Raw genomic sequence first — 25,687 nt, forward strand, 5'->3', positions numbered from 1 at the left:
TTCGCGGCGGCGGCGTCTCGATGGCTCAGCGTTTTTTTAGCGGCAGCGGCACCACGCCCTTCACGTCGTGCAATCCGGCCGGCTCGGGCGGCAGATAGCCCCAGTCGCCATCGGGCGACGGCGCAGCGCCGCCCGCCGCGTGCGCGCCCCCGCGCTCGTCGCGCCGCGAATGCGGGTCCGGCGGCGCACGGCCGTCGCGTGCGCCGTCGTCGCGCGACGGCGATGCATCCGGCGCGCGCGGCGCATCCGCATGACGCCGGTGGCGCAGCACCGCGTCGGCCACGCGTTCGACGTGCGACACCGTCACCGCGGCGGCCTGTTCGAGCGCCGCGAGTGCGCGCGCGGCGCGCAGCATCACGAGGTCCGCGCGCAGCCCGTCGACGGCCGCGTCGATGCACAGCGCGCTCACGCGCGCGTGCACCGCGTCGTCGAAATCCAGCGCGGCGAGCCGTTGCCGCGCCGCGCGAATGCGCTCGCCGAGCGCGCGCTGCGCATCCGCGTGGTGCGCCCGGAACGCGTCGGGGTCGCCGTCGAACGCGAGCCGCGCCTTCACGATCTGCGCGCGCTGCGCGGCGTCGAAACAGTTCTCGAGCTCGACCATCAGCCCGAAGCGATCGAGCAGCTGCGGGCGCAGCTCGCCTTCCTCGGGATTCATCGTGCCGACCAGCACGAAGCGCGCGTCGTGCGCGTGCGACACGCCATCGCGCTCGACCACGTTCACGCCGCTCGCGGCGACGTCGAGCAGCGTATCGACGAGCCCGTCGGCCAGCAGGTTGACCTCGTCGACGTACAGCACGCCGCGATGCGCGCGCGCGAGCAGGCCGGGCCGAAAGCGCACGCCGTTCTCGGCGAGCGCGTGCGCGAGATCGAGCGTGCCGGTCACCTGCTCGTCGCTGGCCGACAGCGGCAGCGTGACGAATTCGCCTTCCGGCAGCAATTCCGCGAGCGCGCGTGCGGCGGTCGACTTCGCGGTGCCGCGCGGCCCGCTGACGAGCACGCCGCCGAGCGCCGGGTCGATCGCCGCGAGCAGCAGCGCCTGCTGCAGCGGCTCTTGCGCGACCAGCGCCGCGAACGGGAACACCGCGCGCGTGCGCTGCATGGTCGGATCGGTCATGGTTGCCTGCCTTCCTGAAGTTGTTCGCTGTCGAGCCAGACCGCTTCGATCCGCTCGCGATAATCGCCCGGCTGCTGCCACAGCCCGCGCTGCATCGCTTCGACGAAGCGTTCGCAGATCCCGTGCAGCGCGTGCGGGTTGTGCCGCTGGAGGAACGCGCGGGTGTCGTCGTCGAACAGGTACGCGTCGGCGACGAGCGCGTACTGGTGGTCCGACAGCACGCGCGCGGTCGCGTCATAGCCGTACAGATAGTCGACGGTCGCGGCCATCTCGGCCGCGCCCTTGTAGCCGTGGCGCTTCACGCCGTCGAGCCACTTCGGATTGACCACGCGCGAGCGGATCACGCGCGCGATTTCCTCGCGCAGCGTGCGCATCGTCGGCGCGGCCGGGTTCGCGTGGTCGCCGTGGTAGACGCTCGGCTGCTGCCCGGACAGGTGCCGCACGGCCGCCGTCATCCCGCCCTGGAACTGGTAGTAGTCGTTCGAATCGAGGATGTCGTGCTCGCGGCTGTCCTGGTTCTGCACGACCGCGTCGATCGTCGCGAGACGCTCGCCGAACACGTCGGACGCGGCGTCCCCCGCGCTGTTCTGAGCGTACGCATGGCCGCCCCAGCGGCGATACGCGTCGGCGAGATCGGCGTCGCTCTGCCAGCCGCGCCGGTCGATCAGGTCCTGCAGCCCGGCGCCGTAGCTGCCCGGCCGCGCGCCGAACACGCGCCAGCCGGCGCGGCGCCGCGCTTCGTCCGGCGCGACGCCGCGCGCGATCCAGCTCGCCCGCTCGCGCTCGATGCGCGCCCGCACGGGGTTCAGCGCTTCCGGCTCGTCGAGCGCGGCCACCGCCTGCACGGCCGCATCGAACAGATGCATCAGGTTCGGGAACGCGTCGCGGAAGAAGCCCGACACGCGCAGCGTCACGTCGATGCGCGGCCGGTCGAAGATCTCGATCGGCAGGATCTCGAAATCGGTCACGCGATGGCTGCCGTGCGCCCACTTCGGCCGCACGCCGAGCAGCGCGAACGCCTGCGCGATGTCGTCGCCGCCGGTGCGCATCGTCGCGGTGCCCCATACCGACAGCCCGACCGCGCGCGGATAGTCGCCGTGGTCCTGCAGATGACGCTCGATCAGCTGCTGCGCGGATTTCAGGCCGAGCGACCAGGCGGCCTGCGTCGGCACCGCGCGCGTGTCGACCGAATAGAAGTTGCGGCCGGTGGGCAGCACGTCGGGACGGCCGCGCGACGGCGAACCGCTCGGCCCCGGCGGCACGAAGCGGCCGTCGAGCCCGCGCAGCAGCTGGCGCAGTTCCTCGCCGCCGCACGCGTCGAGCGCGGGCAGCAGCGTCGCGCGCACGCGTTCGAGCACCGCGCGCGCGTGCGGCCAGTCGCCGGGCGGCGCTGTGGCGGTGCCGGCGCCGGCGTCGCCGTCGGCCGGCGCAGCGCCTTCGCCCGCGCACACGTCGTCGAGCCACTGCTGCGCGAGCCGTTCCAGCCGCTCGCGCGTATCGCCCGCATGGCGCCACGGCGCCGCGTCGAGCGCCTGCAGCACGGCCGGGCGCGGGCCGGTCCACGGCGCGGCCCAGTCGGCCGCGAGCGGATCGAAAGCGTCGCCGAGCGACAGATCGCGCGCGAGCGCGCCGATCAACCCGGCGCGTTCGCCGCGGCCGTCGCCGACCGGAAAGCGCGCGAGCGCGAGCAAGGTGTCGCGCCGCTGGCGAGCGGCCGGCGACACGCCGAACACGTGCAGCCCGTCGCGGATCTGCGCTTCCTTCAATTCGCACAGCCACGCGTCGACGCGCGTGAGCAGCGCATCCTCGTCGCCCGCATCGCGCGGCGGCGACACGCTCAACTCGTCGTGCAGCCGATGCTCGGCGATCGTCGCGAGGATCGTCTTGCGCAGCAGCTTCGCGCGCCGCGCGTCGACCATCAGCGCTTCGTAGTATTCGTCGACCTGCCGTTCGAGGTCCTGCAGCGGCCCGTAGTTTTCCGCGCGCGTGAGCGGCGGCATCAGGTGATCGACGATCACGGCCTGCGCGCGGCGCTTCGCCTGACTGCCCTCGCCCGGATCGTTGACGATGAACGGATACAGGTGCGGCAGCGGCCCGAGCGTCAGGTCGGGCCAGCATGCGTCGGACAGCGCGACGCTCTTGCCCGGCAGCCATTCGAGGTTGCCGTGCTTGCCGAGATGGATGACCGCGTCGATGCGGAACGCATCGCGCAGCCAGAAGTAGAACGCGAGGTACGCATGCGGCGGCACGAGCTCCGCATCGTGGTAGCTCGCATAGTCGTTGTCGTCGCGCGAGCGCGACGGCTGGATGCCGACGAACACGTTGCCCGCGCGCCAGCCGGCGATCGTGAAGCGCCCGTGGCGCAGCGTCGGGTCCGCTTCCGGCTCGCCCCAGCGCGCGTTCAGCGCGTCGCGCACCGCCGCCGGCAGCCGCGCGAACTGCGCCCGGTAGTCGGCCAGCGCGAAGCTCTGGAACGCCGGGCGCAGCGCGTGCACGGCCGGCTCGTTGGTCACGCCCGCGGTGAGCCGCGCGATCAGCGCATCGCCGTCGGCCGGCAGGTCGGCCACCGTGTAGCCGGCGTCGCGCAGCGCCGCGAGCACGCGCAGCGCGGACGCCGGCGTATCGAGCCCGACGCCGTTGCCGATGCGGCCTTCGCTTTGCGGATAGTTCGCGAGGATCAGCGCGATGCGCTTGTCGGCGTTGTCGAGCGTGCGCAGCCGGCACCAGCCGCGCGCGAGCGCCGCGACGAACGCGATCCGCTCCGCGTCCGGCTGGTAGCGCACGACGTCGACCTGGGTGTGCGGGCAGCGATACGCGAGCCCCTTGAAGCTGACCGCGCGCGTGACGATGCGCCCGTCCACTTCCGGCAGCGCGATGTGCATCGCGATGTCGCGCGCATGCAGCCCCTGGTTGTCGGCGAGCCACGCATCGCGGTTGCCGCCCGACAGGATCACCTGCAGCACCGGCGCGTCGCCGGCCAGCACGTCGGGCTCGGGCGCGTCGATCGCGCCGGCCGCGAACGCGGTGGTGTTCAGCACGAGCGCGACGCGATGCGCGTCGCACAGGCGCGTGATGACCTCGCGGCTCAGCGCGTCCTTCAGCGACGTCACGGCGATCGGCAGCGGGTTGAGGCCTTCGCGCACCAGTGCGTCGGCCAGCGCGTCGAACACCGCCGTGTTCGCGGCCTGCCAGTGCGCGCGATAGAACAGGATCGCGACCACCGGCGCGCCGGGCGTCCAGCGCGCGCGCCAGTCGTCGACGCTCGCCGGGTCGCGCGCCGGGTGGTACAGCGCGGCGGCCGGCAGCGGACGCGGCGGCGCCGGCTCCGCACCGAAGCCGAGCGTATGGAACGCGATGCTGCGCAGCAGCGCGTCGGCGTTGTGCAAGCCGCCTTCGCGCAGATAGCGCCACCACAGCCGGCACAGCGCCGGCGCGACCGTGCTCTTCGCGACGAGGTTCGGATCTTCCTGCAGGTCGCCCGAGAACATCGCGAGCTGCTGCCCGCGCTTCGACGCGAGCGACACGGCCTGTTCGATCCCGTACGGCCAGTACGCCTCGCCGCCCAGATGATCGATCACGACCGTTTTCGCATGACGCAGCACGTCGTCGACGTAGAAATCGACCGACGCCGGCTGGCGCAGGAACGTGACGTTCGCGAGCCGCACGCTTGGGAAACCGGCCGGCAGCGTCGGCACGACGCCGGCCAGCAGCGACAGCGTCGTGTCGGCCGAACTGAGGATCACGATGTCGGCCGGCTGCTGGTCGATCCGGACGACGCCCTGCGTATCGTCGACGAAGCCGCCCGGCGTGGTGCGCAGCAGGTGCATCGCGTTACGCCTGCTGCAGTTCGGCCGCGCAGGCGGCATCGAACGCGCGCTGCAGCGCGGCCGCGTCGAGCGACTCGCCGATCAGCACGAAGCGGCTCGCGCGCGGCTCGCCGTCCTGCCAGCGCCGGTCGAAATAACTGTCGAAGCGGCGCCCGACGCCCTGGATCACGAGACGCATCGGCGCGTCCGGCAGCGCCGCGAAGCCTTTCGCGCGGTAGATCGTGTGGGCTTCGACCACGCGCTGGAGCGCGGCGATCGTCGCTTCGCGCGTGCCGGCGTCGCCCGCCACCACCACCGAATCGAAATCGTCGTGATGGTGATCGTGATCGCCGTCGTCGGCCGAGCCGTGATGGTCGTGGCGCAGATGGATGGTGTCCTCCGACGCCGCTTCGAGCCCGACCAGCAGCGACAGATCGAGCTCGCCGCGCGTCGCGCGCACGATCTTCACCTGCGGCGGGATCTCGTCGCGGATCGCGGCCTCGATGTCGGCGAACTGCGCGTCGGCGACGAGGTCGGCCTTGTTCACGATCACCAGATCGGCCGACGACAGCTGGTCGGCGAACAGCTCGTGCAGCGGCGATTCGTGGTCGAGGTTCGGATCGGCGCGGCGCTGCGCGTCGACGGCCTGCGGATTCTCGGCGAACTGGCCGCTGGCTGCGGCCGGCCCGTCGACGACGGTCACCACCGCGTCGACCGTGAAGCTGTTGCGGATGGTCGGCCAGTTGAACGCCTGCACGAGCGGCTTCGGCAGCGCGAGCCCGGACGTCTCGATCAGCACGTGGTCGATGTCGGCGCGGCGCTCGACGAGCGCCTCCATCACCGGATAGAACTCCTCCTGCACGGTGCAGCACAGGCAGCCGTTCGCGAGCTCGTACAGCTGGCCGGCCGCTTCGCCGGGCGTGCCGGCTGGGTCGTCGCAGCCGATGCCGCAGCCCTTGAGGATTTCGCCGTCGATGCCGAGCTCGCCGAACTCGTTGACGATCACCGCGATGCGGCGGCCCGCGGCGTGCTGCAGGATGTGGCGCATCAGCGTGGTCTTGCCGCTGCCGAGAAAGCCCGTGACGATCGTGACGGGCAGCTTGCGTAGGGTCATGGTGAGTCCTGTATCGGAAAGAGAGTCAGGCGGACAGCGTCACGTCGATTTCGTCGTAGCGTTTGAGGCGGTAGATCGCGGCCGACACGACCCAGCACGCGACGAACAGGCCGATCACGACGTAGCCGAGCATCCCGAAGTGCGAGGCGACGAGCGTCGCGAAGTCCCACACCGGGCCTTGCAGCGCGAGCTTGTCGGCGAGCAGCGCGAGCACCTCGATGCCGCCGATCAGCGCGGCGACCAGCACCGACACGAACGTGATCGTCATGTTGTAGTAGATCTTGCGGATCGGCCGCACGTAGGCCCAGCGGTACGCGCCCATCATCAGGATGCCGTCGGTGGTGTCGACGAGCGTCATGCCGGCGGTGAACAGCACCGGCAGCGCCATCACCGACCAGAACGACAGGCCGCCCTGCACCTGCGTGGCCGAAATGCCGAACAGCGCGATCTCGGTCGCCGTATCGAAGCCGAAGCCGAACAGGAAGCCGACCGGATACAGATGCCAGCTGCGCGACACGATCCGGAACAACGGCCGGAACAGCCGGGCCAGCACGCCGCGCTGGTTCATCAGCAGGTCGAGATCGGCATCGACGATCGCGTCGCCGCGGCGCGCCGCGCGAAAGGTCCGGTACACCGAAATCAGGATCAGCAGGTTCGCGGCCGCGAGCACCAGCAGGAAGAAGGCCGACACGCTGGTGCTGATCACGCCGCCCCAGGTCTTCATGCTCTCGAAGCGCGCGAGCGACGCGGCCGTCAGCGCGACGGCCACCGACATCACGATCACCACCGTCGAATGGCCGAGCGAGAAGAACAGGCCCGCGCCGAGCGGGCTGCGGCCTTCCTGCATCAGCTTGCGCGTGACGTTGTCGATCGCGGCGATATGGTCGGCGTCGACTGCGTGGCGCAGCCCGAACACGTACGCGAGCAGCGCGGTGCCGAGCAGCACGGGCTGGTCGCGAAACGCGACGAACGCCCAGATCCACGCGCCGACGTTGAACGCGACGAGAAGCGAATAGATCGCGGCGATTTTGCCGCGCAACCCGGACGGGCTGTCGTTGAACAGGCGGAAGAACGAGTCGAGCATGATGCTCCCTTGCGAACGGTCGACATGATGAATGCCAACACGGCTGCCGCCTGCCCTGCCCGCGCGGCCCGCCGCTCGCCGCGCCCGGCCGCGCGCACGCGTGCGACGCTCCGATCGATGACGGAAGTGGAAAACGCTCGGGCGTCGGGCGTGCTGCGGCCGTGGACGATGCGCCGCCTCCCCGCGGCGCTGAACCCCACGTTCTGGCCGGTATCCGGGCTGACGAACACGCCGCTTCGCCTTCCCGGATGCGCGGCATCCAGTGGCGGTCGTCCGCATGCGCTGGGCATGCGGCGAAGCGGCGCTGCAACGCGCTGGGCGCGTGCGTTCGCTTACCGTTGCGGGGGCAGCACAGGTTGGCTCGTCTGCGGTGCAGGCAGGCTCCCTGTTTCCCGTTTAACTGCGCGCGCCGGAGCAGCGCGCGCGAGCACCAAAACGCGTGCGAGTGTAGGCGGCGGTGCCGGCAGCGTCAAGGCAAAACCGGCCATCGCGGGGCCGCCGCCGGGCGCCGCGACCGCACACGGCGGCCCGCCGCGCGCGGCCGCGGGGGCAGGCATGGCCGGTTCGCGCGGGCCGGGCGCTGTGCTATCGTATGCGCCGCGTTCGGTGCTCGCGTGCGCATTGCGCGCATGCAGTTAAACGGGAAACAGGAGGCGGAGCTTCGCCTGGCCTGTGCTGTCCCCGCAACGGTACGCCGCCCGCGCGCCGCGGTTGCTCCGCGCGCGCCCAGGCCGCCCTCGATGCCACTGCCCCAGCGGGCGGGAAGGCTGCGGCCCGGCAAGCGGCCAGCCCGGATACCGGCCGACGCAAGGGGCGAGCGCGCTGCTCGCCGAACGCCCGGTCCGCGAGGGACGGACCGGAGCGCCGTCTGCCCGCGCCCACGCGCTTCGCCCGATCCGCCCATGCACTGCCTGTCTGCCGGCCCCCGTGCCGCTCGCCGTTTCGTTTCCCCTGCCATGCCGCGGTGCGTGCCGTGGCGCGCCCGATGAGCCGCGCGTGGCTCGTCGGCGCGGGCCCCGGTGACGCCGATCTGCTGACGCTGAAGGCCGTGCGTGCGATCGCCGCGGCCGACGTGCTGCTCGTCGACGATCTCGTGAACCCGGACGTCCTGCGCCATGCGCGCGCGGATGCCCGCATCGAGCACGTCGGCAAGCGCGGCGGCCATGCGTCGACGCCGCAGCACGAGATCGTCGCGGCGATGCTCGCGCATCTGCGCGCGGGCCGCAGCGTCGCGCGCCTCAAGGGCGGCGATCCGTTCGTGTTTGGCCGCGGCGGCGAGGAGCTGCTCGCGCTCGGCGCGGCCGGCTTCCCGGTCGAGGTCGTGAACGGCATCACGGCCGGCATCGCGGCGCCGGCCGCGCTCGGGATTCCGGTCACGCATCGCGGCGACGCGCAGGGCGTGATCTTCGTCACCGGTCACGGCGCGGGCGCCGACGAACCCGACTGGCGCGCGCTGGCCGCGACGCGGATGACGCTCGTCATCTACATGGGGATTCGCCGGCTCGCCGCGATCGTCGCCGCGCTTGGCGCGGGCGGGCTGCCCGGCGACACGCCGTGCGCGGCCATCGAGAACGCGACGCGCGACGCGCAGCGGCACGTGCTCGCGACGCTCGAGACGGTCGTCGAACGCGTGAACGCGGCCGGCATCGGCTCGCCGGCGATCGTCGTGATCGGGCGCGTGGCCGCGCTCGCCGCCGATCCGGCGGTGCGCGCCGCACTCGGCAGCGGCGCATGATGCGCGTCGCGCTCGGCGTCGGCTTTCGCGCGCACGTGACGGCCGCGCAGCTCGACGCGGCGATCCGCGCGGCGCTCGCGCGCCATCCGGGCGCGGAGCCGGCCGTCGTCGCGACGCTCGCCGACAAGGCGCGCGCGCGGCCGCTGCGCACGCTGTGCGCGCGACGCGGCTGGCCGCTCGTCGGGTTCGACGCGGCCGCGCTCAAGAGTTGCACGGCGCCGCCGTTGAGCGCCCCGTCGCCCGCCGCGCTCGCGCGCTTCGGCGTGGCGGGCGTCGCCGAGCCGTGCGCGCGCCTCGCCGCGCCCGACGGCCGGCTGCTCGGCCCCAAATTGATCCGGGACGGCGTGACGGTCGCGCTCGCCGGCCCGCTCTGAACCGTTTGTTTCGCTTTCCACAGGACGACTCCCGATGAAGACCGATGCCGAATCCCATCAGCGGATGACCGAGCGCCGCCGCGCCGGCCACGAGAAGAAGCAGGCCGCGGCCACCCGCGAAAAGGGTCTGCTGATCGTCAACACCGGCAACGGCAAGGGCAAGAGCACGGCCGCGTTCGGCATGGCCGTGCGCGTGCTCGGCCATGGCATGCGGCTCGGCGTCGTGCAGTTCATCAAGGGCGCGCTGCATACGTCCGAGCGCGATTTCCTCGGCGCGGTCGCGCAGTGCGACTTCGTGACGATGGGCGACGGCTATACGTGGAACACGCAGAACCGCGACGCCGACATCGCGACCGCACGCAAGGGCTGGGACGCGGCGCGCCGGATGATCGAAAGCGGCGAGTACCGGATGGTGATCCTCGACGAGCTGAACACCGTGCTCAAGTACGAGTACCTGCCGCTCGACGAAGTGCTCGCGACGCTCACCGGCCGGCCGGAAGCCGTGCACGTCGTCGTGACCGGGCGGCACGCGCCCGACGCGCTGATCGATGCGGCCGACCTCGTCACCGAAATGCGGCTCGTCAAGCATCCGTACAAGGAGCAAGGCGTGAAGGCGCAGCCCGGCGTGGAGTTCTGACCGATGCGTGCGTGTCCCGCGCTGTTCGTCAGCGCACCGGCGTCCGGCCAGGGCAAGACGTCGGTGACGGCCGGCCTCGCGCGGCTGCACCGGCGGCTCGGCCGGCGCGTGCGCGTGTTCAAGACCGGGCCGGATTTCCTCGATCCGATGCTGCTCGAACGCGCGAGCGGCGCGCCCGTGTACGCACTCGATCTCGGGATGGTCGGCGAGGCCGGCTGTCGCGCGCTGCTCGCCGACGCGGCGCGCGACGCGGACCTGATCCTGATCGAAGGCGTGATGGGCCTGTTCGACGGCACGCCGAGCAGCGCGGACCTGGCCGCTGCGTTCGGCGTGCCGGTCGTCGCGGTGATTTCGGCGAAGGCGATGGCGCAGACGTTCGCCGCGATCGCGTTCGGGCTCGCGCGGTTCCGGCCGGGCGTGCCGTTTTACGGCGTGCTGGCGAATCGCGTCGGCTCGCCGCGGCATGCGCAACTGCTGCGGCAGGCGCTACCGGACGACCTGCGCTGGCTCGGGCACGTGCCGGCCGACGCGGCGATCGCGTTGCCCGAACGGCATCTCGGCCTGCACCAGCCGGCCGACATCGACGATCTCGACGCGCGGCTCGAGCGCGCCGCCGACGCGCTCGCGCAGACCGCGCTCGCCGAATTGCCGCCGGCCGTCGCGTTCGCAGCGCCCGAAGTGGCACCCGAAGCAGCCGCGCTGCCGCGCTCGCTGGCCGGCACGCGGATCGCGGTCGCGCGCGACGCGGCGTTCTCGTTCATCTACCCGGCCAATCTCGCGCTGCTCGACGCGCTCGGCGCGCAAGTGCGGTTCTTTTCGCCGCTGGCCGACGAACCGGTGCCCGACGCGTGCGACGCGCTGTTCCTGCCGGGCGGCTATCCGGAGCTGCACGCGGCGACGCTCGCCGCGAATGCGGTGAGCGCGCGCACGATCCGCGCGCACGCGGCGGCCGGGCGGCCGATCGTCGCGGAATGCGGCGGGATGCTGTACCTGTGCGAGTCGCTGACCGACGCGCAGGGCGCGACGACGCCGATGGTCGGGCTGCTGCCGGGCCATGCGACGATGCAGCGCCGCTTCGCCGCGCTCGGCATGCAGACGCTCGCGACGCGCTGGGGCCCGATGCGCGGCCATACGTTCCATTACTCGCGGCTCGATACGCCGCTCGCGGCGGCGGCGACGGCGGCACGCTGCGACGGCGCGAGCGGCAGCGGCGAAGCCGTGTATCGCGCGGGGCCGGTCGTCGCGACCTACATGCACATGTACTGGCCGTCGAACCCGGATGCGGCCGCGGCGTTGTTTCGCGGCGAGGCGTTCGATCAGGTTGAGCAGGCCGATCGAGCGAGCGGAGAGACGCCGGAAGTCGTGCCGGAATAGCGGGCTGCGTCGCGAGACCTCGCCTTCCCCGCCAGCGTCCCGTCACACCAGAAACGCCTCGGCCAGCTTGACCCAGTACGACGCGCCGATCGGCAGCGCCGCGTCGTTGAAGTCGTATCCGGGGTTGTGCACCATGCAGCCGCCTTCCCCGTCGCCGTTGCCGATGATCAGGTAGCAGCCCGGCCGCTGCTCGAGCAGGAATGCGAAATCCTCGCTGCCGGTGAGCGGCACCATCCCGTCGATCAGGTTCGCTGCGCCGGCCCATGCATGCGCGACGTCGCGTGCGAACGCGGTCATCCGCGCATCGTTGACGAGCACCGGGTAGCGGCGCTGGTAATCGATCGTCGCGGTCGCGCCGAACACGGCCGCCTGCGCATGAACGACTTCCTTGATGCGCGTCTCCAACAGATCGCGCACGTCGGGCTTCAACGCGCGCACCGACAGGCGCATCTGCGCATGCTCGGGAATCACGTTCGGCGCGTCGCCCGCGTGGATCGCGCCGACCGTGACGATCGCCATGTCGAGCGGCGACACGTTGCGTGACACGATGGTCTGCAGCGCGATCACGATCTGCGCGCACACGACGACCGGGTCGATCGCCTTGTGCGGCACCGCGCCGTGGCCGCCGCGGCCGTGGACGTCGACGATCACGGTGTCCGACGACGCCATGAACGGCCCGGCCAGGAAGCCGAGCTTGCCGGTCGGGAAGCCCGGCATGTTGTGCATCGCGAAGATCGCATCGCACGGGAATTGCTCGAACAGCCCGTCGTCGAGCATTTTCTTCGCGCCGCCGAGCCCTTCCTCGGCCGGCTGGAAGATCAGGTTCAGCGTGCCGGAAAACCGCCGCTCGCGCGCCAGATGCTTCGCGGCGGCGAGCAGCATCGCCGTGTGACCGTCGTGGCCGCATGCGTGCATCTTGCCGGGGATCGTGCTCCGATACGGCAGGCCGGTCGACTCGTGGATCGGCAGCGCGTCCATGTCGGCGCGCAGGCCGAGGCGCTGCGTGCCGTCGCCCACCTTCAGCTGCGCGACGACGCCCGTGCCGCCGAGCCCGCGCCGGACCGTATAGCCCCACCCTTGCAACTGCTCGGCGACGAGATCGCTGGTCGCGAATTCCTCGAAGCCGAGTTCAGGATGCGCATGGATGCGGTGTCGAATGTCGATCATTTTGTCGGCGAGGCCTGCGGGGATCACGCTGTGGGTCATGGGGGCGGCTCCTGGGTCGGGTTCGGAAGGGTCAGTCAAGGATAGTCCGGCTCACGGCAACCGAATAGCGAGTAAGTGGTCGCGGCGGCAACCTGGAGTTGCCGGTTGAGTTGGGGTGCCGAGCATGGCGGCAGCGCGTTTGCGAGGCCGTACCGGCGCGGGGAGCGGGAGGCGTGGTGCCCGCGGCTGTGTGTCAGTCTCCGGCATGTAGAGGCGCGGCGAGCACGGTTGGGCGTTGCTTCGATATCTATCGATATCAAGGACTTCCGGGGCATTTGTTCACTTTTCAACCGCCGTACATCTTTTGTGTACGCCAGGGTTCAAGTGAACGCACAACCCGGCGTGGTTACGCTGCTACCCGGCGAATTCGGCGGCGACGCCGACGGACATCTCGACGCCTTCCGCGGCGCGTTTCTCGCGGAACCGGCGACGCCGCCGGCATGACACGCGGCACGGGCTCCGCGCCCATGCCGCGCAGCACCTCAACGCCCCGACATCATTGCTGAACGACGCGCATCGACTTCGGTCGCGAAAAATCGAGGTCTTCGCCGTTCCAGGCTTTCGCCTTCTTCAACTCCCAGTTCTGCGTCAAGCCGGTGAAGGTCGCGACGCGGTTGAACGCGAGGTCGTCCGTATCCGACAGCATCACCGCGATCCCCGCGGCCGCTTCAACCTGGACTTCGTTTGCATAAATCCAGGACGGCAGCGCACGCCCCGACCGCTGCCCCGCCGGCAGGCAATACTTCGCGCCCGACGTCAGGCTGACGATACAGCCGAGCGGCGTCGTATCGCGCACGACGCGCATCGAATGCGGCCTTGAAAAATCGAGCACCTGTCCGTTGACGGCCTTCACCTGCTTGAGACCGCCGTTCTCGACCGTGCCGACGAACGTCGCGATCCGGTTGTAGGACAGGTTGTCCCAATCCGACAGCATCACCGCGGTGCCCAGTGCGGCATCGACGAACACGTCGTGCGCATAGATCCACGACGGCAATGCATAACCGGAGCGCTGCCCCACCGGCAGGCAATATCTCGCGGCGGTCTGCAGGCTGACGATGCAGCCCGCCGGCTGCTCGGCCGACAGGAAGCGCGCTTCCGGATAGACCGACTTGATCCAGTCCACGTACTTCGATACGCGCGCGCCGGTCGAATAGTTGTCGCCGCCGCCATTGGTCGTCGCGATGATGACCGGCTTGCCATCGCGAATCTGCCACCAGGCCGACCCGCTATCGCCCGACGCAGTGCGCGTCCAGAACGGGGACGGCCCGGCAGAGCGATAGCTCGCGCCGATTCCGTAGCCGAGCTCGAAGATGCTGTCGATCCGGCTGCGCCCGTACAGCCGTCGCTCGCCGTTCGCCGGCCAGTACGAACCGCTGCCCTTCGCGCCGACGCCCCAGCTTCCATAGCCGACGAAAATGACGTCGCGGTCTTTCTCGTGAGGATCGTCGTTCAGGATCGGCCGCTCGACCGGCTTGCCGAGCACGTCCGCTATCGGGTGGAGCGTCGGCAGCTTCAGGATCGCGATATCGGTCGACGCGCCGCCCATTCCCGCCGGCTTGTTGATCCGCTGCGGCGGCACGTACGCCGTGCCCCGGCCCGATGCGACTACGCGGCGATCGAGCGTCGTGAAGCGCTTGGTTACGGCTGTCTCGGTGCCTTGATAGCCGGCGCAATGCGCGGCAGTCAGCACGTAGGTCCATCCCCCGTTGTCGCCAAGCCATGTCGCGGTGCAGCCACCGACCTCTCCGACGGCGAGCCACGGCGTCTCATAACTGAACGCGCGCAGTTGGTCGTTGTGCGTCTTGATGCTGTTCGCCAGGTCTGCGCTATCGCCGCCGTAATACTTGAAGGTCGCTTCGTCGATCCGCAAAGCGTGCGCCGCCGAAGACGCCACCAATGCCGCCAGGCCTGCGCTCACGATTATCTTTTTCACGTTTTCTCTCCGATGGATTTATTGCCCGGAAAATGCAGATTTATTCATATTGCTTCGATCGCGACAGGTTGCGGCCGGGCGCCAGCCATATCGCCGACCAGAGCGTATCGCGATGAGAGAAAAGGTTCGGTTATAACTGGGCAGGCCGTTGGATCGAGGCGACGAATTCGCAAATTCGAACTCGTCCCATTGACCGAATTTATACAAATCGCGGCATCTAAAATGGAGATGCGATTAATTATTTCGCGTTTCTCATATTGTTTGTTCGCAAAACCATAGCTGGCTGAGTCAGCGATTTTCCAGATAGAACTTTCGCATTCCGGCGAAACACGGGAATCACCGCAGTCGGCATCGAACGAATTGCCGGCATGCCGACGCGCGTGCGCACAGACGCCCTATTCCGGCGATGTCCGCGCGAGCTTCCACATTCGCCGGCAACCTCGCGACACCCGTGCGCTCGCGCCGCTGTCGCGCCGCCCCGATCACGGCAACCGGAACGTATCGAAGAACGTATCGCGCTCCATCACGGTCAACGCCGCGCGCTTGTGCGGAAAGTCGAACTCCTTCAGCGTCCGGAACCCGAGCCGGTGCATGTATGCGATATGCCGCACGTGATCGACGCGCGGCTCGCCGACGAGCCGTTGCGTGCGCGGCTCGTCGACGAACATGTAGTGCAGCACGCCGCTCCACCACGCATGCAGCTTGCCCGCGCTCTGGAAGCGCGAGTCGCCGATCAGCAGATGCAGCCCGCGATCGTAGTCGTGCGCGTCGTAGAACGGCGCAAGGCGGTCCTCCTTCGCCCAGTAGAACTCGAAATAGCCGAACGGCGTGTCGTCGAAATAGCCGATCATCGGGTGCATGTGCGGATCGGCGAGCCGTTCCGCGAGATAGGCCGCGTGCTCGTCGAGCGTGCCGCGCTGGTCCCAGAAATGCGCGACGCGATCAAGGTTCATCCAGTCGCTGAACAGGCGCGCGTGCGTCGCGACGTCGACGGTGCGCAGGCTGAACGTCATGCCGACCTGCGGCATGTAGCGCGCGTAGATCTCGCCGGCCGGCGACGGCGGCCGCACCGGATGCCGGTGGCCGTTGGTGATCGCGTAGCGCAGCGGCATCCCGCCCGACGCCGGCGCCTTCAGCCACGGCTGGGGGTTCTGCCAGAACGTCGCGCGCGACGCGGTGAGCCGCAGCCGCTCGCCCGCGCGCTGCGCGTCGTCGATCACGCCTTCGCGCACCGCGCGCGCGACGTACGCGGCGACGGCGGCCGGGTCAGCCGCGCCGAGCGGCACCGAGACGGTGGCCGCGTCGTGCTGCGTGTCGGTGTTGAACAGCGCGACGAATTCCGCGAGCAGCGCGGCCGGCGCATCGTCGGGGCGCCACGCGTGCAGCATGCGTTCGGCGACGGGCGTCGCCTGCGGCGCGCCGTCGAGCGCGGCGGCCACGTCGCCTTCGACGCTATCGCGCGGGTCGGCCGGTTTCGTCAGCGTGTGTGCCATCACAGTGCTCCCGCGTCGTGGCGATCGGCGACGATGTGCAGCCCGCGCTCGAGTGCCGGAAACAGGCTGCGCTGGAAGTTGTTCCAGCGCAGTTCGAGGATCGTGTCGTCCGGCGCGATCGGCGTGTCGAGCACGTCGCAGATCACCTCGCCGGAATCGATGCCGTTGTCGACGTAGTGGAACGACGCGCCCGTCATCGTCACGGGCGTGACGCGCGAGGTCGCGCCGCTCGCCCAGTCGACCCGCTCGCCGCGCGCGCCGTGCAGCGCGTCGAGCGTCGCCCACGCGCCGCGCCGCTGGTACGGCGACCCGTCGGCCGTGATGCCCGGATGGATGTTCGCGATGCGCCGGTGAAAGCGCGCGCCGGGACGCACGAGCTCGTCGAGTATCACGAGCAGCCCGTCGAGCACGACGACGTCGGCGTCGAGTTCGAGCAGGCGCTCGAGCAGGCGGCGCTCGAACGCCTGCTTGCCCGCCGCGCGCTCGCGCGCATCGCGCGGCAGCCGCCGGTACGTTGACGCGATCGTGCAGAACAGTTCGTCGACCGGCCGACCCTGCACGGTGAGCCCCTCCGGCAGGATCCACGGGCGGCCCGGCGTGCGCGCGAAGCCGTAGTCGGCGAGCTTCGCTTGGTCGGCCGGCGAGCCTGCGTCGTCGTCGACGATCACGGCCTGCAGCGTATAGCGCTCGCCGAGCGGCGAAGCGTTGAGCCGCTCGACGAGGAATTCGAGCGGCGCCTTCATGTAGCGCGTGCCGCCGCGGTACGCGACCGGCTGGCCGGCGCGATCGGCCGCGCCGTTGCGCAGCGACTGGATGTAGACGAGATTCTTCTTTCGCATGGAGGCGTCGGGAAAAAGCGGACGACGGCGCCGCGGCGCACGCGCCGGCTCGAAGGCCGGGCTGCACGCCGCGGCGCGCGCCGTCACCAGTTGTATTTCGCGGTGGCGATCACGGTGCGATCGGTGCCGAAGATGCAGACGCTGGTCGACTGGCAACCGCTGATGTAGTGGCGGTTGAACAGGTTCGTGCCGTTCACGGCGAAGCGCCAGTTGCGCGTGTCGTAATGCACGCCCGCGTCGTACAGCGTGTAGCTCGCGACGGTCAGCGAGTTGTCGGCCGCGCCGGCCGCCGCGCTCTGGTAACGCACGCCGCCGCCCAGGCCGAAGCCCGCGAGCGGCCCCGTGTGCCAGGTCCAGTCGGCCCACAGCGACGCCATCTGGCGCGGCCGCGGGATGTCGACCGGCCAGTTGTTCAGCGACGCGTCGTTGGCCTGCACGTTCTTCACGTCCTGATAGACGTACGACGCGATCAGCGACAGGTTGCGCGTGAGCTTGCCGGTCGCGTTCAGCTCGATGCCGCGCGAGCGCACTTCGCCGGTCTGGATCGACGTCGTGCCGGCCGGGTCGAGGTTGGTCGGCGTCGGCGTCAACACGTTGGTCTGGTTGATCTGGTAGATCGCCGCGCTCAGCATCAGGTTCTTGCCGGGCGGCTGCCAGCGCAGCCCGGCCTCGATCTGCTTGCCGCGGGTCGGCTGCGGCAGGCCGCCGCCGTACAGGTTCACGCCGATCAGCGGGTTGAACGAGGTCGCGTAGCTGACGTACGGCGACAGCCCGTAGTCGCCCTGGTACGTGAGGCCCACGCGGCCGGTGAATGCGGTGACGTCGGCCTTCGACTGCGTGCCGCCCGCGCGGTCGTCCATCCGCTGATTGACCCAGTCCTCGCGGCCGCCGAGCGTCAGCGTCCAGCGGTTCCACTTGATCTGGTCCTGCGCGTACAGACCGAACGTGTTCATCGTCGTGTACGTGTTGGTGCGGTACGTCGTGTTCGGCGGCGAAAACACCGACAGCGTGACCGGCGTGTAGACCGGGTTGTAGAGGTTCAGCGTCGGCGCGGCGGCCAGCCATTCGCTGTCGGTCGCGGTCTGCCGGTTGTACTGGAAGCCGAGCAGCAGCGTGTGCTCGAACGGCCCGGTGCCGAAGCGGCCCTGCAGGTTGTTGTCGATGTCGAAGCGGCTGTAGTTGGTCTGGAACACGCCGGCCCAGCGGTTGATGTCGGTGAGGCTGCCGTCCGCGAAGCCCGCGCCGAACACCGAGCCGTTGTCGAGCGACAGGTGCATCCAGCGCACGTTCTGGCGGAACGTCCACATCGAATTCAGGTTGCGCTCGAACTGATAGCCGAGCGACCACTGCTTCTTGCGGTAGTAGTTGAAGTTCGGGTCGCCGCCGTAGACGTCCTTGTCGAGCTGCCCGTTCGGGTTCGGCAACACGGTGCCCTGCGCGGGCAGGAAGTTCGACGAGATGTCGCCCCAGTCCTGCAGGTAGGTGGCCGACAGCGTCAGCGACGTGTCGGCGTCCGGGCGCCAGCGGAACGACGGCGCGAGCGCGACGCGCTGGTCGTTGTTCGGCCCCGTCAACGCGTTGCCGTCGCGCGCGACGCCGACGAAGCGGTACGCATACTTGCCGTCCGCATCGAGCTTGTCGCCGACGTCGATCATGAACTGCTTGCGCGCATAGTTGCCGAACTGCACGCCGGCTTCGCGCACGCGCTCGCCGTCGGCCGTCTTGGTCTGCACGTCGATGATCGCGCCGGGGTCGCCCGCGCCGTACAGCACCGACGTCGGCCCGCGCAGCACGGTGATGCTGTCGATCATGTACGGATCGACGCGCCAGCTCGACAGGTTCAGCGTGTTCGGCACCTGCAGCCCGTTCACGAACGCGGTCGGCGTGAAGCCGCGCAGCGCCGCGTACCAGTCGGAGCGGTTGTCCGAGCCGTACGACGAGAAGCCCGGCACGTAGCGCAGCGCGGCGTTCACGTCGGTCGCGCCGGTCATCTCGATCTGCTGCGCGGTGACGACGTTGATCGTCTGCGGGATCTCGTCGAGCGCCGTGTCGGTCTTGGTGCCGGTGCGGCTGCGCTTCGCGACGAGCCCGACCGTGCCGTCGCCGGCCGCGCTCGCTTTGACGGTGATCGCCGGCAGCGTGCCGGCGGCGCTTCCGGCCGCGGTGCCTACCGCCGTGCCTACCGCGGTGCCTACCGCCGTGCCCTTCGGCGCAGCGACCGGCGTAGCGGCCGATCCACCGTCCTGCACGCCGTTCTGCGCGCCTGCAGCGGCTGGCGTCTGCGCGAACGCGTGCCCCGCCGCCATCCCGAACGCGACGCTCGCTGCCGCTGCGATCGCACGCAAACGCGTGCCTGTTGCCCACTCCATGTTGCTCTGCTCCCGTTTATTCATGCGGTCATCGACCGCACCTTTGTCAAAGAGCGCAAGCCATCCGGCCCGCGCTCGCCCCGTCTTGATGTCGTTGTTCGTGTCGCGGCAGGCCCGCGTCGTCGTCGCGGGCGAGCGACGCCGCCTCCTCGAGCGACCTGCAGATCTCGTCCGCGCGGCGCGCCAGCACCGACAGCAGCGTGTCCGACAGCCCGTGGCTGTCCTCGCAGCAGCCTTGCAGGTAGATGCGCGGCGTGAAGTGCTCGGGCGTCGCGAGCCGGTAGTCGCGCGCGACCTCGCCGCGCGCGAGCGCATCGCCGAGATACGGCGCAAGCCCGTCGAGCAGCGCCGTATGCGTGTCGCGCCGGTAGCCGGTCGCGAGCACGAGCGCATCGAAGCGCTCGACGCGCGTGCTGCCGTTCATCCGGTCGCGCAGCGTCAGCTCGATGCGGCCGTCGGCGCCGCGCAGCGCGGCCTCGATCGCGCGGTTCGCCAGCAGCGCATGGCGTGGCGTGCCGTCGATGCGCTGCAGGTACAGCATTTCGTAGATCTGCTCGATCAGCGGCCGGTCGACCACCGCGTAGTTGGTGTCGCGATAGCGTTCGAGCAGCGCGCGTCGTGCGTCGTGCGGCTGCGCATAGACGACGTCGGTGAACTCGGGGCTGAAGATCTCGTTGACGAACGGGCTGTCGTCGGCCGGCTTCAATGCGCCCGCGCGCATCACGAGGCTCGCGTCGACGTGCGGGAAACGGCGCGCGAGATCGACGAACACCTCGGCCGCGCTCTGCCCCGCGCCGATCACCGCGACGCGGCGGCGCGCGCCGTCCGGCGCCGCGACGAGGCGCTCGATGTCGGCGAGATACGACGACGAATGGATCACGCGATCGCGGCCGAGCGCGGCGAACGCCTCGGGCACCGCCGGCGTGCCGCCGACGCCGACCGACAGCGCGCGCGTGACGCGCTGGCGCTCGCGGCCGGCCGCGTCGCACGACAGCACGCGCAGCGCGTCGACGCGCGCGCCGTCGCCGTGCACGGGCTCGATCGCGGTGACGGTCTCGCCGTAGTGCACGTGCCGGCCGAACGCGTCGGCGACCCAGCTGAGGTAGTCGTGGAATTCGACGCGGGTCGGATAGAAGTTCTTCAGGTTCACGAATTCGTTGAGCCGGCCGCGTTCGAACAAGTAGTTGATGAACGTGTAGCGGCTCGTCGGATCGCGCATCGTGACGAGATCCTTCAGAAACGAGATCTGCATCCGGCAGTCGTCGAGCAGCATGCCGCGGTGCCAGCCGAACGCGGGCTGGCGCTCGACGAAGCACTGCGCGAGCGGGCGCGCGCCGTCGCCGCGTTCCGCGATACGCACCGCCAGCGCGAGGTTAGACGGCCCGAAGCCGACGCCGATCAGGTCGAATACGGTTTCTCTCTGCATGTCTCTCAGCTCCCTTGTCGGTAGAACCGGCCCGTCGACGATGACGGCCGGCGAACAACGTGTTGCGCCGCGCGCGCGGGCACGGCGGCTGCACGACGCGGATGTCGGCGCGTCTCGCGCACGGCGCGGCGGCCGGGCGGAAACGCGACGCGACGGGTATCGAATCGCGCGAAGCGGTTCGCACGCACTTCAGCCGGCATCGCGCGCCTCCTGCGCCGTTTCGGCCGTCGCGTCGAGCCGCGCGCCGAGCGCGGCGAGCGTCGGTGCGGCGAACACGTCGGCGACCGTCAGCGCGTGACCGGCGCCGCACGCCGCATCGACGAAACGCACGACGTCGAACGAGGTCGCGCCGGCGGCGAACAGCTCGGCATCGGGCGGCGGCGCGGCGCACGCAAACGTGTCGGACCACAGCGCGGCCAGTGCGGCGATGGCGTGGCGCGCTTGCGGCGCCGTGTCGACCACGCGCGCACGCGCGGCCGTCGACGCCGCGAACCGCGCGTCCGGCACACCGAGCCGCGCTTCGGGCGCGACGGCGAAACGCGCGAGCTCGTCGTGATAGACGTCGACGAGCGCAGCGACGAACGCAGCGTCGAGCAGTTCGTCCGCATACGAGAACGCGGCGCTCACGCGGCCGTCCGGATGCTCGACGACGTCCAGCTCGAGCGTGAACACCACGCGATGGCGCACGTCGTCGAATTCGGTGAGCGTCAGGCCGGCCCAGTCGCGCGTCGCGGCGCCGCTCGGCCGCAGGTAGTTGAACATCACCTGGAACAGCGGATTGGCCTCGGCGGCGCGCGGCGCGTGCAGCGCGGCGACGACGTCAGCGAACGGCACGTCCGCATGCGCATACGCGGCGAGCGCGGTGTCGCGCAGCTGCGCGAGCACGTCGGCGCGGCTCGCCGTCGCGTCGAGCCGCGTGCGCACGACCACCGCGTTGATGAACAGGCCGAGCGCATCGTGCGCCGCGTCGCCCGCCAGCTCGCGCGTCGACGCGAGCACGCCGACCGGCTGGTCGGCCGCGCCCGTCACGCGGAACAGCGCGGTGTTGAGCGCCGCGTGCAGCAGCATCGGCAACGTCGCACGCGCGGCCGTTGCGGCGTCGCGCGCCGCCCGGATCGTCGTCGGGTCGAATTCGATCGCGATGCGCGCGGCCCGCCATTGCGGAACGGCCGGCGCATCCGCACGCTGCGGCAGCACGCGCGGCGGCAGATCGGCGAGCGCGTCGCGCCAGTACGCGACGCGCGCTGCCGCGCACGGCGGCGGGAGCACGAGCGACGTGCGCGGCAGCGGCGTCGTGGCGGGTGCCGATGCCGATGCGGTTGCGCCGCGCACGTGTTCGACATAGCGCGCCCGCACGGCGTCGAGCCACAACTCGATCGATTCGCCATCCGACACGATGTGATGGATCACCACCGACAGCACATGATCGTGCGTGCCGAGCCGCACGACGCGCGCGCGCCACAGCGGCGCATCGGCTTCGAGGTCGAACGGCGTGAGCGCGTCGGCGGCCGTCAGCTGCGCCGCGCGCTCGAGCGCGTCGGGCTGCGTAGCGACGTCGACGAGCGGTAACGTGACCGGCGTAACCGGTGCGACGCGCTGGCCCGGCAGCATGCCGGCGCGCGCGACGAGCCGCGTGCGCAGCGCGGGATGCGCGGCGGCAGCCGCCGCAAACGCCGCGCGCAACGCGTCGACGTCGAGCGGCCCGCGCACGCGCAGCGCGAGCGGAATGTTGTAGGCGGCGTTGTCCGGCTGCGCGCGCCACAGGAACCACAGCGCGAGCTGCGCGGGCGACAGCGGCCACACGCCGTCGGCGTCGGGCTTCACCGCGGCGGCGGCGTGCGACGCGCTGCGGGCGTGCGCCGCACGCGGCGCATCGGCGAGCTGCGCCGCATATTGCGCGAGCACCGGCGCCTCGAACAGCGCGCGCACCGGCACGTCGCGGCCGAGCCGTTCGGCCACGCGCGTCGCCACGCGCACCGCGGCGAGCGAATGGCCGCCAAGCTCGAAGAAGTGGTCGCCGCGGCCGACGCGCTCGACGTTCAGCACGTCGCGCCAGATCGCCGCGAGCGCGGCTTCGTCGCCATCATGCGGCGCCTCGTATGCGCGCTCGACGCGCACCGGCGCGGGCAGCCGCGCGCGATCGACCTTGCTGTTCGCGTTGCGCGGCAGCGCGTCCAGCACGATCAGTTGCGCGGGCACCATGTAGTCGGGCAGCGTGCGGCGCAGATGCGCATCGAGCGTCGCCGCGTCGACGGGCTGTGTATCCGCCCGTGCATCGGCGCTCAACTCGACGTAGGCGACGAGCTGCGCATGCGCGCCCTGCCCGTGCACGACCGCGCACGCTTCGCGCACCGCATCGTGCGCGGCCAGTTGCGCCTCGATTTCGCCGAGCTCGATGCGCAGCCCGCGCAGCTTCACCTGATGATCGACGCGGCCGATGAAGTCGAACACGCCGTCCGCGCGACGCCGCACCAGATCTCCGGTGCGATACAGCCGCGCGCCGGGCGCGCCGTACGGATCGGGCACGAAGCGCTCGGCCGTCAACGCCGGACGATCGAGATAGCCGCGCGCGACGCCGATCCCCTCGCCGCCCAGATACAGCTCGCCGATCACGCCGACCGGCAGCGGCCGCAACCGTGCGTCGAGCACGTGCGCGGTGCGCGCGCCGACCAGCGTGCCGATCGGCAGATAGGCCGCATCGCCGAGCTTCGCGAGATCGTCGCCGGGCGCGAACATCCACAGCGTCGGCGTGATCACGGTTTCGGTCGGGCCGTAGCCGTTCACCACGCGCACGTTCGGCATCGCGCGGCGCAGCATCGTGAATGCTTCGCGCGACGTCGCCTCGCCGCCGACGGTCAACGAGCGCAGCGTCGGCGGCGCGCCGTGCGCGAGCGTCCATTCGGCGAGCTGCGCGGCGCAGCCCGGCGGCACGTAGGTCATCGTCACGCCGTCGCGCGCCATCATCGCGCAGGTCTGCGCGGGCGGCCACAGCACGTCGGCGGTGATCGACACCACGGCGCCCGACAGGTATTGCGAAAACCAGCCTTCGTGCGCGCCGTCGAAGTTGACCGACTGGAACAGCAGGAACACGTCGCTTTCGCGCACGCCGTAGCGTTCGGCGATCGCGACGCAATGGCGCGCGAACGCCGCGTGATCGACGATCACGCCCTTCGGCGTGCCGGTCGAGCCCGACGTATAGATCACGTAGGCCGCATGACCGGGCAGCACGTCGGGCAGTTCGACGTGCTGGGCTTCGTCGAGCGCATCGACTTCATCCGCATGCCAGATGCGCAACCCGGACAGCGCGGGCAGCGACGCGGCGCTCGCGCGGTCGGTCAGCACGTGCGCGATGCCCGCGTCGCCGACGATCTGCGCGAGCCGTTCGCGCGGGTGCGCGGGATCGAGCGGCACGAACGCCGCGCCCGACTTCAGCACCGCGATGAGCGCGACCAGCAGATCGACCGAGCGCTGCAGCGCGACGCCCACGCGCATCTCGGGCCGCACGCCGGCCGCGACCAGGTTGCGCGCGATGCGCGCGGCGCGCGCGTCGACCTCGCCGCGCGTCAGCGCGCGCTCGATATCGGCGACGCCGCGTGCGTCGGGCCGCTTGCGCGCATGCGCGGCGATGCGCGCGTGCACCGGCACGAACGGCTCGGCGTCGGCCGCGCCGGCCGGCGCATTCCATGCGAACAGTTGCGCGAGCTCGTCGGCCGGCAGCCAGTCGAGCTCGCCGATCGGCGCGGCAGGCTGCGCGAGCGCGGCGTCGAGCAGCGTGACGAAGCGCGCGGCGAGCCGCGCGATCGCGGCGGCGTCGAACAGGTCCAGCGCATAGATGAACGCGGCGTCGAAGGCGCCGTCGGGCGTCGCTTCGACGGCGAGCGTCAGGTCGAATTTCGCGGACGGCGTGCCGGACGGCAGCCATGCGGCCGACGCCGCGCCGAGCGCGGGCGGCGCGCGGCGCTCGCCGTAGGCGGCCATCACCTGGAACAGCGGATGATGGCTCGCGCTGCGCGGCACGCCGAGCGCGTCGACGACCTGCTCGAACGGCACGTCCTGATGCATCTGCGCATCGACGAGCGCGCGCTGCGTGCGCGCGACCAGCGACGCGAAATCGCCGTGCGCCGGCACGTCGACGTCGATCGCGAGCGTGTTGACGAAGAAGCCGATCAGGCCGGCCGTCTCCGCGCGTTCGCGGTTCGCGGCCGGCACGCCGATGCAGATCCGCGCGTCGCCGGTCGCCCGCGCGAGCAGCGCGTCGAGCGCCGCGAGCAGCACCGCGAACGGCGTCGCGCCCGCGTCGGCCGCGAACGCCCGCAGCCGCGCACCGATGCGCGCATCGAGCGAAAACCCGTGACGTGCGCCGCGCGCGCTGCGGCGCGCCGGCCGCGCGGCCGCACCGGGCAGCGTGAGCACGCCGCGTTGCGGATCGAGCCGCGCGCGCCAGAACGCGAGCTGGCGCTCGCGCTCGCCGGCATCGAGCCAGCGGCGCTGCCACAGCGCATAGTCCGCGTACTGGATCGGCAGCGGCGCGAGCGACACCGCTTCGCCCGACGCGTAGGCACGGTAGAACGCCGCCAGCTCGAACAGCAGCACGTCCGACGACCAGCCGTCGGACACGATGTGGTGAACCGTCAACGCGAGCCAGTGATGCGTCGCATCGAAGCGGATCAGATGCACGCGCACGAGCGGCGGCGTGCCGAGGTCGAACGGCTCGGCTTCGTCGGCCGTCGCGATGCGCTCGGCCTGCGCGCGCCGCTGCGCGGCCGGCAGCGCCTCGAGATCGGTGTCGCGCCACGGGCAGCGCAGCGGCGCGTGGATCGTCTGCGCGACGCCGTCTTGCGTTTCGTCGAAAGTGGTGCGCAGCGCTTCGTGGCGCGCGATCAGCGCATCGCAGGCGAGCCGCAGCGCATGCGCATCCAGCGGCCCGTCGAGCGCGAGCCGCTCGGTGATGTGATACGCGTGCGGCGCATCGATCAGCCGCGCGTGCAGCCACAGCCGCGTCTGCGCGAACGATGCCGGGACGCGATCGTCGCGCGGCGTGCGCGGCGGGATCGGCAGCCTGCGGAAATCGATCCCCGCGGCGCCGAGCTTGTCGATGAACACCGCGCGCTGCGCGTCGGGCAATTGCGCGAAGCGCGCAGCGAGTGCGAGCCAGTCGGGTTGAGCGTTCGTCATCCGTCGTC

15 protein-coding genes and 2 riboswitches are annotated in these 25,687 nt (G+C 70.8%); of the genes, 4 read left to right on the forward strand and 11 right to left on the reverse strand.

All coding sequences use genetic code 11. The features are described 5' to 3' along the window. Window positions 1–25: 25 nt before the first annotated feature. The 4 genes from MBR110_RS09800 to MBR110_RS09815 are packed head-to-tail and all read right to left on the reverse strand — an operon-like array spanning window position 26 to window position 7,118. Window positions 26–1,114 (reverse strand): ATP-binding protein, encoded by a 1,089-nt coding sequence (locus MBR110_RS09800; RefSeq protein WP_011884832.1) that lies wholly within the window; start codon window positions 1,112–1,114, stop codon window positions 26–28. Continuing rightward, complete coding sequence (gene cobN, locus MBR110_RS09805; RefSeq protein ID WP_181709046.1) at window positions 1,111–4,941, reverse strand: cobaltochelatase subunit CobN; 3,831 nt, start codon at window positions 4,939–4,941, stop codon at window positions 1,111–1,113. Before cobN ends, MBR110_RS09800 begins: the two co-directional genes overlap by 4 nt. A 4-nt stretch (window positions 4,942–4,945) precedes the next feature. Then, window positions 4,946–6,034 (reverse strand): cobalamin biosynthesis protein CobW, encoded by a 1,089-nt coding sequence (cobW, locus tag MBR110_RS09810; protein ID WP_059622548.1) that lies wholly within the window; start codon window positions 6,032–6,034, stop codon window positions 4,946–4,948. 25 nt (window positions 6,035–6,059) lie between these two features. Then, window positions 6,060–7,118 (reverse strand): HoxN/HupN/NixA family nickel/cobalt transporter, encoded by a 1,059-nt coding sequence (locus MBR110_RS09815; RefSeq protein ID WP_175657808.1) that lies wholly within the window; start codon window positions 7,116–7,118, stop codon window positions 6,060–6,062. A gap of 188 nt (window positions 7,119–7,306) precedes the next feature. After that, a riboswitch (cobalamin riboswitch) is annotated at window positions 7,307–7,568 on the reverse strand. A 136-nt stretch (window positions 7,569–7,704) separates the two neighbouring features. Next, window positions 7,705–7,938, forward strand: a riboswitch (cobalamin riboswitch). Window positions 7,939–8,103: 165 nt separating this feature from the next. Between MBR110_RS09815 and cobA the strand changes: the two genes are divergently transcribed. From cobA to MBR110_RS09835, 4 genes are read left to right on the forward strand one after another with little or no spacing between them, the layout of a single operon-like run. Then, the gene (cobA, locus tag MBR110_RS09820) at window positions 8,104–8,853 is read left to right on the forward strand and encodes a uroporphyrinogen-III C-methyltransferase (protein WP_011884825.1); all 750 of its coding nucleotides are present in this window, start codon (window positions 8,104–8,106) and stop codon (window positions 8,851–8,853) included. Beyond that, window positions 8,850–9,227: a cobalamin biosynthesis protein gene (locus tag MBR110_RS09825; RefSeq protein ID WP_011884823.1), complete on the forward strand. Its 378-nt coding sequence runs from the start codon at window positions 8,850–8,852 to the stop codon at window positions 9,225–9,227. Before cobA ends, MBR110_RS09825 begins: the two co-directional genes overlap by 4 nt. 34 nt (window positions 9,228–9,261) lie before the next feature. Next, a complete protein-coding gene (gene cobO / locus MBR110_RS09830) occupies window positions 9,262–9,864 on the forward strand; it encodes a cob(I)yrinic acid a,c-diamide adenosyltransferase (RefSeq protein ID WP_011884821.1) in 603 nt (200 codons plus the stop codon). Window positions 9,865–9,867: 3 nt separating this feature from the next. After that, the gene (locus MBR110_RS09835; RefSeq protein ID WP_014723022.1) at window positions 9,868–11,238 is read left to right on the forward strand and encodes a cobyrinate a,c-diamide synthase; all 1,371 of its coding nucleotides are present in this window, start codon (window positions 9,868–9,870) and stop codon (window positions 11,236–11,238) included. A 42-nt stretch (window positions 11,239–11,280) separates the two neighbouring features. On the opposite strand, the gene MBR110_RS09840 is transcribed toward MBR110_RS09835, so the two are convergent. The 7 genes from MBR110_RS09840 to MBR110_RS09870 all read right to left on the reverse strand — a co-directional run bounded on the left by MBR110_RS09840 (window position 11,281) and on the right by MBR110_RS09870 (window position 25,679). Continuing rightward, the gene (locus MBR110_RS09840; protein WP_181709047.1) at window positions 11,281–12,444 is read right to left on the reverse strand and encodes a M20 aminoacylase family protein; all 1,164 of its coding nucleotides are present in this window, start codon (window positions 12,442–12,444) and stop codon (window positions 11,281–11,283) included. Window positions 12,445–12,940: 496 nt separating this feature from the next. Then, complete coding sequence (locus MBR110_RS32505; RefSeq protein WP_014723019.1) at window positions 12,941–14,377, reverse strand: trypsin-like serine protease; 1,437 nt, start codon at window positions 14,375–14,377, stop codon at window positions 12,941–12,943. A gap of 482 nt (window positions 14,378–14,859) precedes the next feature. Next, window positions 14,860–15,870 carry a GNAT family N-acetyltransferase gene (locus MBR110_RS09850; RefSeq protein ID WP_046427052.1) on the reverse strand — a complete coding sequence of 337 codons (1,011 nt, stop codon included), beginning with the start codon at window positions 15,868–15,870 and terminating at the stop codon, window positions 14,860–14,862. After that, on the reverse strand, window positions 15,870–16,709 hold the full coding sequence (locus MBR110_RS09855) for a formyltransferase family protein (RefSeq protein WP_014723017.1): 840 nt from the start codon (window positions 16,707–16,709) through the stop codon (window positions 15,870–15,872). Before MBR110_RS09855 ends, MBR110_RS09850 begins: the two co-directional genes overlap by 1 nt. Window positions 16,710–16,792: 83 nt before the next feature. Beyond that, on the reverse strand, window positions 16,793–19,078 hold the full coding sequence (locus tag MBR110_RS09860) for a TonB-dependent siderophore receptor (RefSeq protein WP_045579121.1): 2,286 nt from the start codon (window positions 19,076–19,078) through the stop codon (window positions 16,793–16,795). Window positions 19,079–19,124: 46 nt separating this feature from the next. Further along, window positions 19,125–20,504, reverse strand: coding sequence for a lysine N(6)-hydroxylase/L-ornithine N(5)-oxygenase family protein (locus tag MBR110_RS09865; protein WP_176317314.1), 1,380 nt, complete (start codon window positions 20,502–20,504; stop codon window positions 19,125–19,127). A gap of 189 nt (window positions 20,505–20,693) precedes the next feature. After that, window positions 20,694–25,679, reverse strand: a complete 4,986-nt coding sequence (locus MBR110_RS09870) for a non-ribosomal peptide synthetase (protein WP_181709048.1) — start codon at window positions 25,677–25,679, stop codon at window positions 20,694–20,696. Between the last annotated feature and the right edge of the window lie 8 nt (window positions 25,680–25,687).

It is taken from the genome of Burkholderia sp. MBR-1 (assembly GCF_013822785.1).
Taxonomy (GTDB): Bacteria; Pseudomonadota; Gammaproteobacteria; order Burkholderiales; family Burkholderiaceae; genus Burkholderia; species Burkholderia vietnamiensis.

Excerpts from the sequence above, each read along its gene's own strand:
- MBR110_RS09800 (WP_011884832.1), bottom strand. The coding sequence starts at position 1,114 with ATGACCGATCCGACCATGCAGCGCACGCGCGCGGTGTTCCCGTTCGCG.
- cobN (WP_181709046.1), bottom strand. The coding sequence starts at position 4,941 with ATGCACCTGCTGCGCACCACGCCGGGCGGCTTCGTCGACGATACGCAG.
- cobW (WP_059622548.1), bottom strand. The coding sequence starts at position 6,034 with ATGACCCTACGCAAGCTGCCCGTCACGATCGTCACGGGCTTTCTCGGC.
- MBR110_RS09815 (WP_175657808.1), bottom strand. The coding sequence starts at position 7,118 with ATGCTCGACTCGTTCTTCCGCCTGTTCAACGACAGCCCGTCCGGGTTG.
- cobA (WP_011884825.1), top strand. The coding sequence starts at position 8,104 with ATGAGCCGCGCGTGGCTCGTCGGCGCGGGCCCCGGTGACGCCGATCTG.
- MBR110_RS09825 (WP_011884823.1), top strand. The coding sequence starts at position 8,850 with ATGATGCGCGTCGCGCTCGGCGTCGGCTTTCGCGCGCACGTGACGGCC.
- cobO (WP_011884821.1), top strand. The coding sequence starts at position 9,262 with ATGAAGACCGATGCCGAATCCCATCAGCGGATGACCGAGCGCCGCCGC.
- MBR110_RS09835 (WP_014723022.1), top strand. The coding sequence starts at position 9,868 with ATGCGTGCGTGTCCCGCGCTGTTCGTCAGCGCACCGGCGTCCGGCCAG.
- MBR110_RS09840 (WP_181709047.1), bottom strand. The coding sequence starts at position 12,444 with ATGACCCACAGCGTGATCCCCGCAGGCCTCGCCGACAAAATGATCGAC.
- MBR110_RS09850 (WP_046427052.1), bottom strand. The coding sequence starts at position 15,870 with ATGGCACACACGCTGACGAAACCGGCCGACCCGCGCGATAGCGTCGAA.
- MBR110_RS09855 (WP_014723017.1), bottom strand. The coding sequence starts at position 16,709 with ATGCGAAAGAAGAATCTCGTCTACATCCAGTCGCTGCGCAACGGCGCG.
- MBR110_RS09860 (WP_045579121.1), bottom strand. The coding sequence starts at position 19,078 with ATGGAGTGGGCAACAGGCACGCGTTTGCGTGCGATCGCAGCGGCAGCG.
- MBR110_RS09865 (WP_176317314.1), bottom strand. The coding sequence starts at position 20,504 with ATGCAGAGAGAAACCGTATTCGACCTGATCGGCGTCGGCTTCGGGCCG.
- MBR110_RS09870 (WP_181709048.1), bottom strand. The coding sequence starts at position 25,679 with ATGACGAACGCTCAACCCGACTGGCTCGCACTCGCTGCGCGCTTCGCG.